Annotated in this window: 13 protein-coding genes and 1 pseudogene; 8 read left to right on the top strand and 6 right to left on the bottom strand. The window is 69.2% G+C overall.

Features of this window, described 5'->3' with window-relative positions; genetic code table 11:
* Positions 1–88: 88 nt before the first annotated feature.
* Complete coding sequence (locus tag NO931_RS15690; protein WP_256393300.1) at positions 89–1195, bottom strand: tRNA (guanine(26)-N(2))-dimethyltransferase; 1107 nt, start codon at positions 1193–1195, stop codon at positions 89–91.
* A gap of 155 nt (positions 1196–1350) precedes the next feature.
* On the opposite strand from NO931_RS15690, the gene NO931_RS15685 reads away from it, so the two are divergent.
* From NO931_RS15685 to NO931_RS15675, 3 genes are all read left to right on the top strand, one after another.
* Positions 1351–2619 carry a PAS domain-containing response regulator gene (locus NO931_RS15685; RefSeq protein ID WP_256393299.1) on the top strand — a complete coding sequence of 423 codons (1269 nt, stop codon included), beginning with the start codon at positions 1351–1353 and terminating at the stop codon, positions 2617–2619.
* Between the two features lie 118 nt (positions 2620–2737).
* Complete coding sequence (locus tag NO931_RS15680) at positions 2738–3085, top strand: hypothetical protein (protein ID WP_256393298.1); 348 nt, start codon at positions 2738–2740, stop codon at positions 3083–3085.
* 246 nt (positions 3086–3331) lie between these two features.
* Positions 3332–4105, top strand: coding sequence for a hypothetical protein (locus NO931_RS15675; RefSeq protein ID WP_256393297.1), 774 nt, complete (start codon positions 3332–3334; stop codon positions 4103–4105).
* A gap of 48 nt (positions 4106–4153) precedes the next feature.
* On the opposite strand, the gene prf1 is transcribed toward NO931_RS15675, so the two are convergent.
* Positions 4154–5407 carry a peptide chain release factor aRF-1 gene (gene prf1 / locus NO931_RS15670; RefSeq protein ID WP_256393296.1) on the bottom strand — a complete coding sequence of 418 codons (1254 nt, stop codon included), beginning with the start codon at positions 5405–5407 and terminating at the stop codon, positions 4154–4156.
* A gap of 250 nt (positions 5408–5657) precedes the next feature.
* Here prf1 and minD point away from each other — a divergent pair.
* Together minD and NO931_RS15660 are read left to right on the top strand one after the other, a co-directional pair.
* A pseudogene (gene minD, locus NO931_RS20890) lies at positions 5658–6539 on the top strand (cell division ATPase MinD); the annotation flags it as partial.
* Positions 6540–7077: 538 nt separating this feature from the next.
* The gene (locus tag NO931_RS15660) at positions 7078–7281 is read left to right on the top strand and encodes a hypothetical protein (RefSeq protein WP_256393294.1); all 204 of its coding nucleotides are present in this window, start codon (positions 7078–7080) and stop codon (positions 7279–7281) included.
* On the opposite strand, the gene argS is transcribed toward NO931_RS15660, so the two are convergent.
* The 3 genes from argS to NO931_RS15645 form a co-directional block, all read right to left on the bottom strand.
* A complete protein-coding gene (gene argS / locus NO931_RS15655) occupies positions 7282–9036 on the bottom strand; it encodes an arginine--tRNA ligase (protein ID WP_256393293.1) in 1755 nt (584 codons plus the stop codon).
* 243 nt (positions 9037–9279) lie between these two features.
* Entirely contained in the window at positions 9280–9759 is a 480-nt protein-coding gene (locus NO931_RS15650; RefSeq protein ID WP_256393292.1) for an HTH domain-containing protein, read from the bottom strand.
* Positions 9760–9885: 126 nt separating this feature from the next.
* Positions 9886–10566 carry a MaoC family dehydratase gene (locus tag NO931_RS15645; protein ID WP_375142072.1) on the bottom strand — a complete coding sequence of 227 codons (681 nt, stop codon included), beginning with the start codon at positions 10564–10566 and terminating at the stop codon, positions 9886–9888.
* A gap of 205 nt (positions 10567–10771) precedes the next feature.
* On the opposite strand from NO931_RS15645, the gene NO931_RS15640 reads away from it, so the two are divergent.
* The 3 genes from NO931_RS15640 to NO931_RS15630 all read left to right on the top strand — a co-directional run bounded on the left by NO931_RS15640 (position 10772) and on the right by NO931_RS15630 (position 13037).
* Positions 10772–11149: a DUF7532 family protein gene (locus NO931_RS15640; protein WP_256393291.1), complete on the top strand. Its 378-nt coding sequence runs from the start codon at positions 10772–10774 to the stop codon at positions 11147–11149.
* Positions 11146–12618, top strand: a complete 1473-nt coding sequence (locus tag NO931_RS15635; protein WP_256393289.1) for a ribonuclease FAU-1 family protein — start codon at positions 11146–11148, stop codon at positions 12616–12618. The genes NO931_RS15640 and NO931_RS15635 overlap by 4 nt, the downstream gene beginning before the upstream one ends.
* A gap of 128 nt (positions 12619–12746) precedes the next feature.
* A complete protein-coding gene (locus NO931_RS15630; protein WP_256393288.1) occupies positions 12747–13037 on the top strand; it encodes a HalOD1 output domain-containing protein in 291 nt (96 codons plus the stop codon).
* Between the two features lie 20 nt (positions 13038–13057).
* Here NO931_RS15630 and NO931_RS15625 read toward each other — a convergent pair whose 3' ends face one another.
* On the bottom strand, positions 13058–14062 hold the full coding sequence (locus NO931_RS15625; protein ID WP_256393287.1) for an AI-2E family transporter: 1005 nt from the start codon (positions 14060–14062) through the stop codon (positions 13058–13060).
* Between the last annotated feature and the right edge of the window lie 107 nt (positions 14063–14169).

The raw sequence follows: 14169 nt of genomic DNA, 5'->3' as shown, positions 1-14169 counted from the left end.
CGACGCCGAGCATCCGGGTCTCGACGCCGAGCGGCCGGGTCGCGACGCCGATCGTCGGCGAGACGTCTGCACGTCGTCGGCGTCGCGCTTACTCGCTCGTCGCCGCTTCGATCTCCGCGACGGTGGCGTCGGTCTTGAACGTCGTCCCGCCGTAGTGGGCGCGCGTCGCCTCGTAGCCGGCGTCTCGCAGTTGTTCGAGAAAGTCGTCCATCGCGACCGCCGATCGCGTCCACTGCTTGCAGAGCTTGTGCTGGTCGAAGTGGGTCGGCTCGTCGAGTTCGGCCCCCAGCGTTTCCAGCAGGTCTCGGCAATCCTCGGCGGTGCCCATGTCCTCGCTGACCTGCTCGCGGGTCGCCGCGGCGAACTCGCTGTCGGTCAGCTGGCCCAGCCAGATCGGACCGGCGGTCATGACGCGGTTGCCGCCGCAGTTCTGGCACGTCTCGGGCGGGTGGGCGATCAGTCCCGACTCGTGCTCGCGGTGCAGGCAGTCCTCGCAGTGGTGGACGTGGCCCAGTCCGTCGACCGCTTCGTTGGCGTCGGTCGCGCTGTGGTCGAGTTCGAGGTAGGTGCGCGCGTAGTGGTTGGTGGCGTGAGAGAGGATCGGCGTCGCGCCGACGTCGTACCGCGCGGCCGTCCTGACGAGCGCGGAGACGAGCACGCGCAGGCCCATCTCGGCGTGGTACTCGGTGTTCCGGGGGATCGCGGAGTACTTGCGGACGCCGCTGTCGAAGTGCGCGCCACACAGCGGCGCCGTGTCGGTCGCGGTGACGCAGACGAGATCGCGGGCGTTCGCCAGCGCGGCGTCCGCGAAGGGCATCGGCGTCCCGAACGGGTCGATGTCGACGACGTCGTACACCGACTCGTGGAGCAAGGCGTTGACGTTACGCTCGACGACCTCTCCCTCGACGCCGTTGCGTTCGAGATTCCGCTCGCAGAGCGCGACGGCTTCGGGATCGAGATCGCAGAGCGTGGCGTCCCAGCCGTCGACGGCGGCCCGGACCCCGCGGGCGCCGCTGGCGGCCATCGCGTCGAGGTACGACTCGGCCCGGTCCTCGCGCTCGCGGTAGGCCCGGAGCGCCGCGACGGTCAGGTCGCGGTTGAGTTCCTGGACGGGGTTGAAAAACACCGCGTCGTCGATGCCCTCGGTCTCCTGTTCGGGCACCTCGATCTCGACTGCGCCCTCCCGGATCTGCATGCCTCGCTATGGCCACCGCGGGGCGAAAAGCCCCACGATGCGCGGCGGCCGGTCGAGCAAACGCCGGGGAATCCACCGTCGGTTTTTTGACCCGTGGGTGAGGATACCACGGAGGATGCGGGTCAGCGCCGTCGGCCCGTCGCCGGGACAGCGCCATGATCGAGCCAATCACCGTACTCCACGTCGACGACGAGCCGCCGTTGCTGGACCTGACGAAGACGTTCCTCGAACGCGAAGGCGACATCGAGGTACGGACCGAGTCGAACCCCGAGCGCGCCCTGGAACTGCTCGACGGCTCGATCGACTGCGTGCTCAGCGACTACCAGATGCCCGAGATGGACGGCATCGAGTTCCTCGACGCCGTTCGCGAGCGTCGCCCGTCGGTCCCGTTCGTGCTGTTCACCGGCAAGGGCAGCGAGGAGATCGCCAGCGAGGCGATCTCGGCGGGCGTTTCCGACTACATCCAGAAGGAAACGGGCGCCGACCAGTACACCGTGCTGGCGAATCGAATTCGAAACCTCGTCGACCAGCGCCGCACCGAGTGGACGTTGCGCCAGCGCGTCGAGGCGATCGAGGCTGCCTCGGAGGGGATCGCGGTCTTCGACGGCTGCGGCGAGCTGGCGTACGCGAACGAGGCGTACTCGGGGCTGTACGGTCGCGATCCCGACGACCTGTTCGGCAAGCACTGGCGGGAGTTCCATCCGGAGTGGGCGATCGAGCGCGCGAACGACGACGTGCTGCCGTCGCTGTCCGAGACCGGCGAGTGGTCCGGCGAGATGACTATCGAGCGCGCCGACGGCACGACGGTTCCCACCTCGGTGTCGGTGGCGGCCATCGAGCGAGGGGTGACGGGCCGGGACCCGGACGACGAACGGAGCGGCGGCGCGGTCTTCGTGGTCCGGGATCTCACCGAGCGCCGCGAGCGCGAGCGGGAACTGGAGGAACAACGGCGCCGCTTCCGGTCGCTGCTGGAGAGCCTTCCGGGAATGGCGTACCGGGCGCGGACCGAGGAGGGGTGGCCGATGGAGTTCGTCAGCGAGGGCTGCGAGCGGCTTACGGGCTACGATGCCGAAGCTCTGGAGTCGGGCGACGTGTCCTGGGGCGAGTCGGTGATCCACCCCGACGACGTCGAGACGGTGAACTGGGTCACCCGCGAGGCGCTGGCCAACGGCGACGCGTTCGCCCTGGAGTACCGCATCCTGACGAAGTCCGGCGACGCGCGATGGGTGTCCGAGCGCGGCCACCGCGTCGAGCCGGGCGTTCTGGAGGGGTACATCGCCGACGTGAGCGGGCGACGACAGCTCGAACGGGACCTGCGCCGCGAGCGCGGCGAATCCGTCGACGCGGCCGACGGCGCGGGCGGACACGGCGTCGAGCGGAGCGCCGGCGAGGGAGACGATCGGAACGTGGGCGGGGACGTCTGAACCCCCGGCGACCGAACCTGTTTTGAGAGGGGCTTTCTAATCTGTGTGGCGTGTCCCGGATGCCCGGCCCGCCGTCGATCGCCGCGCGGCAGCCAGCGCGGCCAGCGGAGGGTCGACCGTGACCGACGGCGACGACTGGCGCGCCGATCTGGCGGCGGCGGGCGAACTGACGCCCGCGGTCGTCGAGCGCGTCACCGCGATCCACGGCGATCGCGGCGCGCGGGCCATCGAGGCCGTCGCCGAAGGGCGGGTCAAGGAGTACCGCGATTTCACCGTCGTGGTCGGTCACTCCGACGAGTACGTCGTCGAGGGCCGGGGCTGTACCTGCGAGGATACGCTGTACAATCTCGATCCCGACGACCCGACCGACCTCTGCTGGCACGCGCTGGCGGCGGCGATCGCCGATCCGATCGACGCCGCCGACCACCACGACATGTACTACTCCGACGTTCGCGAGTTTCTATGATCGTCTAGACGAGCGGGATCGGCCGGGGCGTCCCCGACCGCACCGCGGCCTGGCGGTTCATCGCTGCCGATTTGCCGGTAGGCTGAGCGTACCGCCGGGCGCGGCGGCGACACTGTCCGAGTCGAATCCGTATACGTCAGTTACCGACTCGGTTGCGGAGTAACCGTCAGTTGCGGTTTCGATTGCCCAGATATACTGCTCACTACTCCCTGAATACCTTTCACCCGGTCCGTCCCAGCGCAGACCATGCGACGTCGAACGTTCGTCACGGCGTGCGGTGTCACCGCGCTGGCAGGATGCTTCGGGTCAGATTCGGACGACCCCGACGACAACGAGTCGGGCGACGGACCCGCGGGCAACGAAAGCGACGGGACCGGTGGTAACGACAGCGACGGCGGCCTCGGGGCGAGCGACCCCGAGCCGATCGAGTACTCCGGCAGCGGCAACGCGACGACGGAACCGTTCACGGTTCGTCCCGGTCTCACCATACTGGACATCGAACCGATGTCGGGGCTGCGGGTCGACGTGATCGACTCCGGTGGGAACGTCTGGCGGTCGCTGGAGGGCGACATACAGAACTACAAGTCGTTCGTTCCGATCGACGTTCCCCAGGGCGAGTACACGATGGAGATTCGGACCGACAGGGACTGGTCGGTCAGCGTGATCCAGCCGAGAGTGGGCGACGGCGACCTCGTCACGCCGCCGGCCACGCTCGCGAACTCCGAGCCGGCCTACCTCGGCCCCATCGACTTCAGCGACGTCAACTCCGTCGCGATCGACCACACCGGCGTCGGCGAGTTCTCGCTGAAGCTGTACACGCTCGGCGGCGAGTACCTCGGCGAAATTTACGCCGACCAGGGGATCTTCGAGACCGACGTCTCGCTCGACCACGGCGGGCAAGGCTGGATCGTCTGCGCCGCCGTGAGCGACTACGAAATCACGCTCGAAACCGACGACGGCGAGACCGACTCGATGCTCGGATCCGGCGGTGGCGGCGGTAGCGGCAACTCGTCGGCGTAGCTTCAGACCCTCGACGACTTTTTTCGGTGGCGAGAACGAGAACGGTCTCTAGACGCCCGTCGAGTACCGCAGGATGCCGGCGACGCCGCCGAAGGCGTCGTAGAGCTGATCGCCCTTCTCGAAGTCCGTCGAGATGAACGTCGTCTCGGTGCCGCGCTGCTCGGCGATGTCGATGAGGTGGTCGATGGCGTCTTCGCGAGCCTCCTCGTCGGCTTCGACCTCCTCGCCGCACTCGCTGCAGGTGTGGGTCGGCGTGTTCTTGCGCCGATCGATCACCTCGCGCTCCTCGTGTCCGTTCGAGCACTCGTAGGTGACGACGTCCTTGCGGAGATCCTCGCTGATCAGCAGCGTCTCGACGGAGCCCATGATGAGGTTCTGGCGAGTCTGTTCGAAGCCGTAGGTCGCCTCCTCGCCGCCGTGGAGCTCCTTGAAGAACTCCTCCATCAGCGACTTGTCCTCCATGAGCTCGGCGTCGGCCAGCGCCTCCTCGCCGGCGTCGACCAGATCGTACAGCCCGGATTCGTCGGTGTAGGACACGTCGAACTTGCCCAGCACCTTGTCCTGGAGCTCGTGGTGGAGGTAGTCGCCGTCGAGGAACTCGTCTTTCGTCGGCGAGGGACCGCCGACCAGGATGCCGTCGAGCTCGTGGCGCTCGGCGACGAACAGGTCGTTGGCCATCCCGGCGACCTCCTGGTAGAAGTTGTCGATCGCTTCGAGGCGCAGGCGGGCGAATCGCTGGGCGGACTGACCACCCTTTCGCTGCTTGCCCGGCACCAGCGAGCTGGCGGACTTGACGGGCTCGACGCGCTTGCCCCGCAGCCAGCCGACGTTGGCCTCGCGCCGGTCGAGCACGATCAGGCCGTACAGGCCCTTGTCGGCCAGCATGTGCTCTAACGGCTCTGTCAGGAACGCGGAGTCGCAGTGATACCGGAACGACTCGATGGGCTGGGGCGGGTTCTCCAGAACCTCGGTGACCATGTCGGTCCGGCCGCCGCCCGAGTCGACGGCCCCCGAGAACAGCACGACGCCGTTCTCCGGCGGTTTCGTGTCGAAGTACTTCAGGCGGGCTTTGATGCTCGAGAGGGCGTCCTGCACGGCGGTGCGGGTCTGCTTGGACTTGATGTTCGACGCTTCGCTGTGTTCCTGGGTGACGTGAGCGACGACGTCGCTGATCATTTTGTCCGGCGGGACGTAGATCGTGACGAGCTGGGTCCCCGAGCCCTCGTACTCTTTGAGGTCCTCGATGACCTTCCGGAACTCGTACTTTTTCCGGTCGGACTGTTCGGCGTCCTGCTGACTCATTGTGTGTACTAGCCCCCGGAGCGTGTAAGTATGCTTTGACCTGTTAGCGCGCGCCCGCGTGCGGTCCTCGCTGTTCGATCGAACGTCTTCGAGGGGGGTTTCCGCAGCCGATCGGCCGTCTGCGTCGCGCCGTCGCGACACCGTGGCATCAGGTCGGATCGGTGATACGACGCGCTCAGCACCGCCGAAAACGCCGCGCGCGTCCTGCGATGTTTTATTACCCGCGGGTGACTGTGGTCCGGTAACGAATATGTCTGGCACCACGGTCTACGCTGTCGCGAGCGGCAAAGGCGGGGTCGGGAAGACGACGACCACGGTCAACCTCGGCACCGCGCTGGCGGGGGCGGGCAAGCGCGTCGCAATCGTCGACGCCGACCTCGGGATGGCCAATCTCGCCGGCTTCGTCAGCCTCGCGCCCGACGGCGCGACGCTCCACGACGTGCTCGCCGGCGACGCCGAGGTTCCCGAAGCGACCTACGAGGTGGCCGACGGCATCGCCGCCGTTCCCAGCGGCACCGAACTCGACGAGTTCGCCGACGCCGACGCCGCCGGTCTCGGCGACGCGGTCGATCGCTTGCGCGGCGAGTTCGACTACGTCCTGTTGGACGTCGGCGCCGGCGTCAGCCACGAGTCGGTGCTCCCGCTGGGCGTCGCCGACGAGGTGCTGCTCGTCTCGACGCCCGAACCCGCCTCGGTGCAGGACGTCCGCAAGACGATCGACCTGGTCGACCGCTCGGGCGGCTCGGTCGCCGGATTGGTTGTCACCCGCGGCCGACCCGACGGCGACGTCTCCTACGAGGAGATCGCCGCTCGCCTCGACGTCGACCTGCTGGGATCGATCCCCGAGGATCCGACGGTCCGGGACAGCGTCTACGCCGGGACGCCGCTGGTCGTTCACGAGGCCGAGTCGCCCGCAGCGACAGCATACCGCCAGCTCGCCGCGTCGCTGGCCGACGGCGTGCAGGCGAGCGCGTCCGCGGCCGCCGGCTCCGCGTCGACCGCGGAGGACGACTCCGGCGCCGAAGCCGAGGCCGACGACGCGGCATCGGACGACGCCGACGAGACTGCGGTCGACGAGGGCGATGCCGCACCCGACGACGTCGCGGACGCCGTCTCGGAAGCTGCTCCGGACGCTACGGCCGACGAGGAATCGAACGCGTCGGCGGACGACGCGGTCGACGCCGACGCCGCTCCCGCCGATCCCGAGGAACCGGCCTCCGAGACGTCCGTCGAGGACGCCATCTCCGGGATCGACGAGGCCGACGACGCGGCCGACGACGCCGCGAGCGAGCCCGAGGGCGCCGTTGCGGTCGGCGGCGACGGGTCGACGACGCGCGAGGCCGACGCTGAGGAGGTCGAGGGAGCGGTCACGATCCCGGACGCGGAAGCTGAGGCTGAGGCTGAGGCCGAGGCTGATGCTGACGCCGACGCCGAGTCCGAGGACCCCCTCGACCTCGACGACGACGCCATCCCGTTCTCTGGCGACGACGCGGACGCCGCGGCGGCCGACGACGCCGAAACCGAATCCGATGACGACGATAACGACAGGGACGACGAGGATGCCGCCGATAGCGAGGACGCCGCTGATGCCGAGGACGACGATAGCGACGAGGACGACGGCGGCTTCCTCGGCGGCATCTTCTGAGCCTGCGGCTCTCGACTGACGCGTTATGACGGATACCTCCGCCGCAGCCAGAGTTCGGTCGCTGCTCGGCCGGATCGCCGGGCACGTCCTGCTGTTCACCGGCGCGCTGCTGACGCCGGCGAGCCTCTGGTTCATCCTCAACGGCCGCATCGGCGTGCTCGTCGTCGCCGCCCACCTGTGGGGGTGGCTCTGCTTTCTCGCGGGCCTCTCGCTGATCTACTCGAACTAGCTACATCGAGCGGGGCGCTTCGACGCCCAGCGCGTCGAGCGCGTTGCCGACGGCGTGGCGGGCGGCCGCGACCAGCGCGAGCCGGGCATCTCGGACTTCGGGATCGACGTCGTCGCCGAGCACCTGACACTCGCGGTAGAACGCGTTGAAGTCCTCGGCGATCTCGCGGGTGTAGGTCGCGACGACGTGGGGCTGGAGCTCGTCGGCGGACTCCTCGATCACCGCGGGGAACCGCGCGACCGTCCGGAGCAGGTCGCGCTCGTACTCGGTCGAGAGCAGGTCGGCGTCGACGTCGGGGGACGGCTCCGCATCGGCGCCGTCGAGAATCCCGCAACAGCGCGCGTGGACGTACTGGACGTACGGCGCGGACTGGGCCTCGAAGTCGAGCGCGCGATCCCACTCGAAGGTGATCGCCTTGGCGGGCTGCTTGGCGACGATGTCGTAGCGCACCGCGCCGATGCCGACCTGCCGGGCGATCCGCTCGACGTCGTCTTCGTCGAGATCGTCGTCCCGAATCCGGTCGTCGAGCCGATCCTCGACCTCCTCGCGGGCGCGGTCGATCGCCTCGTCGAGCAGGTCGTCCAGATCGACGCCGGTGCCCGCGCGGGTGGACATCTTCCCCTCGGGGAGGTTGACGTAGGAGTACAGCACCTGCTCTAACTGGTCGGTGTCGTTGCCCAGCAGTTCCAGCGTGGTGCGGAGCTGGCGGGCCTGCAGGCCGTGGTCCTCGCCGAGCACCGTCACCGCGCGGTCGTACTCGTCGAACTTCCACTCGTGGTGGGCCAGATCGCGGGTCGCGTAGAGGCTGGTGCCGTCCGAGCGGAGGAACACGAAGTTCTTCTCGATGCCGTGCTCGCTCAGGTCGAGCTGCCAGGCGTCCTCCTCGTAGACGGCCTCGTCGAACTCCTTGAGCCGCTCGACGAGATCGTCGACCGAGCCGTCGAACATGAACCGCGTCTCCTTGACGAACTCGTCGAACTCGGCGGGGAGGCGTTCGAGCGACTCGCGCATCCCGCCCAACACCGCGTCGACGACCTCGCTGATGCGCTTGTAGGTCGCCTCGTCGCCCTCTTCGAGACCCTGCATGATCGCCTCGATCTCCTGCTCGGCGGTCTCGACGTCGGCTTCGGGCCCCTCGTCGAGGAACTCGTTGCCCTTGCGGTAGTACCGGACCATGTCGTAGTCGGCCTTCTCGCGCTCCGGGTCGGGCAGGTCGGCCTCGTCGAACGTCTCGTAGGCCCAGGTGAACACCGCGATCTGGCGCCCGGCGTCGTTGACGTAGTAGTGCCGATCGACGTCGTAGCCGGCGTAGTCGAGCACCCGCCCGAGCGCGTCGCCGATGATCGGGTTGCGCGCGCGGCCGACGTGGACCGGCCCGGTCGGGTTCGCGCTGGTGTGTTCGAGGACGAGCGACTCGTCGCGATCTTCGAGCGAGCCGAAGTCGTCGGCCTGCGCCTCCTTCAGGGCGGCCTCGAAGTAGCGGTCGCTCGGCAGGAAGTTGACGTAGGGGCCCTGCGTGGTGACTTCGGCGACGTACTCGTACTCGTCGGGGTCGATCTCGTCGGCGACGTCGGCGGCCACTTTCGGCGGCGGCGCGCCGACCTCGCCGGCCAGCCGGAACGCGACGCTGGACGCCAGCACGGCGTCGACGTCGTCCGGCGGCTGTTCGATGCCGAGGTCGTCGGCGGGCAGGTCGAGCGCGGCCAGCGCGTCGGCCAGCGCGGCCTCGACCTCCTTGCGGACGCTGAGGAACATACCACGTCGTATTCGAGCGGCCGATAAAGGCGTGACGAGTTGCGGCGGGCGTCGCTCGGCCGTCGGGGCGATACCGGGGACGCCGCGGCGACCGCGCCAACCCAGGGATGCACCGCAGGCGGACGCCGCGGTACGGCGCCAACGCCGGTACGGGCGTCCGGTGGCCGACACGAGTTCGGGCGTCCGGTGGCCGACACGAGTTCGGGCGTCCGGTGGCCGACACGAGTTCGGGCGTCCGGCGCCCTACACGGGCTCGGGGTCGAGCACGACCTCGTCGGTGACGTTCTCTACGTCGTCGCCGGCGGCCAGCGCGTCCAGACAGTCGGTGACGCTGTAGGAGCCGTCCGGCGCCGAGCAGGGGTAGACGCCGGTGATCTCTCCCGCCCGCCGGATGGCGACGCACAGCACCGGGAGGCTGAGAACGGTGCGGTCCGCTTCGTGTCCCGACCGCTCGCGGAAGAACGGCTCGATCGAGAGCTCAGTGCCGTCGGTGGCGTCGTCGAGTTCCCGGTACGTCTCGACGCCGACGGGCTGTTCGCGGTCGCGCACCCGACTAACGGACACCTGGTTGCTCCAGCGGGTCACCGACACCGCCTCGACCAGCCCTCGGTCGCGGAGCTCGCGCATCCGCTCGAGCATCGCCTCCTGTCGGCGCCGGGCGGCGTCAGGGGTGAACGCTCGCATGTACACGTCCAGTTCGAGCTGTCGGTCGGCGTCCTCCATGGTGGGGCTCTACCTATAGCTACGAGAAATCCGCCTAAAGTCCTTTCAGCGACCCCGGTCGACGCGCCGCTGGCGCTCGCCGCCGACTGTCGATAATCGGAACACTGCGGCGGGGTGGCGTCCCGTCTACACCACGGGCTGTTCGTCGATCAGCACGACCGCCTCGCCGTCGATGACGGCCACCTCGTCCTGACGAGCTTGCGAGTCAGGGCTCGCGGAGCTTCGCTCCGCGGTGTTGTACACCGCGGTCGAGAGTCGGTAGCGGTGCTCGCCGAGGTCCTCGACGATCTTGCACTCGGCGGTGACCGTCTCGCCGATCCGGACGGGCGCGTTGAACTCCAGATCCTGCGAGAGGTAGATCGTGAGTCCTGGGAGGCGCGCGAGCGCGGCGCTGATCGTCCCCGCGACGAGCGTCCCGTGGACGATCCGTCCCTTGAACCGCGTGTCCTCGGCGAACACGTCTTCGAGGTGGAGTCGGTTGGTGTCGCCGCTGGCCTGCGCGAAGGCGTTGACGTCGCGCTCGACGAGCGGCTTCGAAAAACGCACGTAGTCGCCGACGCCCAGCTCGTCGTACTCGTCGGTCGTGCGCTCCATCGACCAGCCGGCGTCGCCGAAGGCGATTTCGCTGACCGGGGCGTCGGCCCGGTCGCAGTCGGCTCCCGTCGACTCGCGGTCGATTCCCATCGCGGCGAACAGGGCGTTGTTCGCCTCGACGTAGCTGTTTATCGCGTGCCGGGAGGCGTCTGTCCACTGCTGACCGATCGCCATCGGGTCGGCGACCCCCGCGTCGGCGTCGTTCTCGCTCATACCGCACCACTCCCCGCGGACCGGGTCACTCTGCGAGCCGATACCCCCGAACCGCCGGCGCTCGAAACCTGTGGGACGTTCACAGGTGCCTTACGTGAGCAACAGACATGTGTTTGTCCCCAAACGGTTTGGTTCCGATCCCTCGCGCGTTCGGCCCAGCGGCGCGCTCGTCACGCTCAAAACCCCGGGGGCCGAACTGCGCGGTATGCACTTCGACCAGCGGACACAGCGCGCGCTGCGCGAGGTCGGCCTCGATGCCGACGACCTGCAGCGGGCCTCCGAACTCGTCGTCGAGGAGACCGCCGAGACGGCCGCCGAGCTGGAGGCGTTTTTCCAGGCCGCGGACACGCTCTACTCGGACATGGAGCTGGCCCACAGCGCCAGCGACTACCCCGAACACAGCGTCGAGTACCTCGACCTGACGACCCACGCCGACGACATGCGGGGCTGGCTCCGCTTCGACTCGTGGGGCGCCTACGTCGAGGACGGTCGCGTGCTCGAGGATGATCTCGTCGAACTGACGCTCGGGCCGACGATCCACGACCGCGTGCAGTTCGCGCCGGACCGCGAGCGGCTCCGATGACGGCGGTTCGGCTGCGCGGCATCTACTCGACCGCGCTGACCCGGCTGCTGCTCGACGCCGATCACGAGGTCGTGCAGGCGTCCCCGCCGATCCGCGAGCGGTTCGACGCCGACCTCGCCGCGGCGCCCGCCGACGCCGGCATCGAGGACACCGACGACCGGCAGGGCGTCGGCGTCAGCGGCGCCCCCGACGCGGTCGCGGAACTGGGCACCCTGCTGACCGACGAACTCGCGCGGGACGCGATGCGCTGGACCGCCCGGGCACCCCGCGGCGCGGTGTTCGACGGCGTCGTCGCCGAGACGCTCGGCAGCGGCGCCGTCGTCACGCTTGCCGACGACGATGCGCCGGCCGCGTCGAATCTCGGCGCACCGGCCGCCGCCGTCGACGCCGAGGGCTTTCTCCCGTTCGACGCCGCCGACGGCTACGTCGACGAGGGCGACAGCCTGCGCGTTCAGGTCCGCGAGCCGGCGGCGCCCTGGAGCGACGATCGGCCGCTGCTCGGGACCGACGTCGAGGTGCCCGGCGAACTCGTCTCGCTGGTGCGGGGCTCCGAGGGCGCCCGGGCCGACGTTCGCGGCGAGCGCGCGACCGAACTCGTCCGGACGACGGAGCTTCTCCCCGCCGAGGCGCCCGAGGGCTGGGGCGTGCGCTGGGAGCGCGACGCGGCCGACGCCGACATGGACGCGCTGGGCGACGCGCTCTCGCGGGCGAGCGACCGGGCCGAGTCGCTGGAGGACGCACTTTCGTCGTCCCCGCCGGGCCGGGACGCCCCGCGGCAGGTCGTCGCGCCGCGGGCGACCGCCTGGATCTGGTTCGGCCGCGAAACCCGGTTCGCGCTCGACGGGCGGCGCCGCGACGTGACGACGACGATGCCGGGCCACCACCGCACCAAAGCCGCCGCGCGCTCGGCCAGCGACGCCGTCGACTTCGTCGAGGCGGTCTGCGCGACGTCCGGCGAGTTCCCCGTCGGGGAGTTTCCCTTCGGCGCCGTCGCCGACCAGTTCGGCCCGCGGGAGGGCGATCGGATCGCGCTGGGGCACGGCAAGCCCGACGGCCGGCTCATCACGCTCGGCCGCGGCGAGGTCACGGAAAGAGACGCCGACGGCGCGCTGACGCTGCGCCGCGAGATCAGCTCGTCGGGCACGTACGACGCCATCGGCACCGAGCGCCAGCCGGGCGACGTCGCCGTCACGAAGCTCCAGGAGGGTCGCTGGTGGTACCCGACGGTGTACCGGGGCGAAGACGGCGAGCGCAAGGGAACGTACGTCAACGTCTGCACGCCAGTCGAGCTGTTCCCGTCGGTCGCGCGCTACGTCGACCTGTACGTCGACGTCGTCAAGCGCCCCGACGGCGAAGTCGAGCGCGTCGACGCCGACGAGCTCGCCGAGGCAGTCGAGGACGGGTACGTCTCCGAGGAACTCGCCGAGAAGGCTCGGAGCGTCGCCGGCGCCGTCGAGAACGCGCTGTAGGTGTGGTGACGCCGCGCCGTTCGCTCTGCTTCGCGCGTCGTTTGTTTCGATGTCGGCGTCGATTCCTATCCGTGCCCTGTCAGCACCCCCTGACTAATTTGAGGGGTACTCTCGACGGTTCGAACGAGATGAGTGACTCCAACCAGCCGACCGACGGCCACGAGAACGAGATCGTCCACAGACAGCTCGATCCCGACCGCGACAACCCCGCGGTCGAGGTCGCCGAGGTCGTCGCCGATCTCGAAGGCTGTGAACCGGACCAGCTGGCGACGATGTACGGCTGCATCGACGGCATGATCGAGCACATCCTCTCCGATCCGCCGTCTCCCGAGGCCCAGGCCGTCGTCGAGTTCACCTACGAGGGCTACCGGATCACGATCGAGCAGGACGGCACGGCGCGGTTCGTGGCGGTCGCGTGACGCCGCGCTCCGAGCGCGAATCAGGCCCGCGGGATCACCCCGTAGTGGACGCCGAGCACCTCGACGGTCACCTTGAACAGCCCGATCAGGATCGGGCCGATGAACAGCCCGATCGGGCCGAGCAGGTACGTGCCGCCGACGATGCCGACGAAGATGACCGCGGAGTGCATCTCCGTCTGGCGGTCGATCAGGTACGCCCGCAGGTAGTCGTCGGTGATCGCGACGGTGGTAAACCCCCAGACGATCACGAACGCGGCGCTCAGCGTCCGCCCGTTCGCAAAGAGGAAGATCACCGCGCCGCCGAGAACGGGGGCGACGCCGATCACCGGAATCAGCGCTAACACCATCATCGCGGCCGTGAGAACGGCGGCCTCCGGAACGCCGGTGACGAACAGGCTGACGCCGGCGACGGCGCCCTGGATGGCGGCGACCAGCACGTGGCCTTTCAGAACGGCCCAGGTCATGTCGTCGGCCGCACCGAGCAGTTCCTCGCGCACGCCCGACTCGAGCGGCACCACTCGTTCGAGCCACGCGACGAACCGCCGTCCGTCCTTCAGCAGGTAGTACAGCACGAACGTCAGCAGCAGGAAGCCGAGGAACGCATGCAATCCGGCGCTTAGGATCGAGGAGGCGCTGCCGCCGACGTAGCTCGACAGGCGGTCGGCGCCGCGCCGCGCGAGGGGTTCGACCGAGATGCCCGCGCCGACGTACTGCGCGAGCAGCTGATCGGCCCGTTGGACGAGATTGGACCGGGAAACGCCCTCGAGGAGTTCGGCGCCGCGCTGGACGACGATAGTCGCACCGAGTGCGAGCGCCGCGACGGTCAGCACCGCGACGCCGACGGCGAGCAGCCCCGCGGAGACGCGCGACCCGATTCGCGGCTCCAGCCGACGGTGGATCGGGAACAGAACGAACGCGATCAGCCCTGTCAGGAGCAGCCACGAGAGGAACGGCTCGACGAGCAGCCACGTGACCGCTCCGAGCGCGACCACCAGTGCCCACGCGAACGCCGTGCGTGCGTCCATCACTGTCCCGTCCACGTCCCGCGTGGAAGGCGTTGGGGCGCGAGCGAGCGGCTCCTGCTCTCGGAGGCAAGGCCGTACAGCCGGCGCAACAGCTATCGAACTGCGAG

The sequence above is a fragment of the Natronoarchaeum rubrum genome, assembly GCF_024494695.1.
The sequence above is the reverse complement of the archived record's forward strand: the minus strand, read 5'-3'. Positions and strand labels throughout refer to the sequence as shown.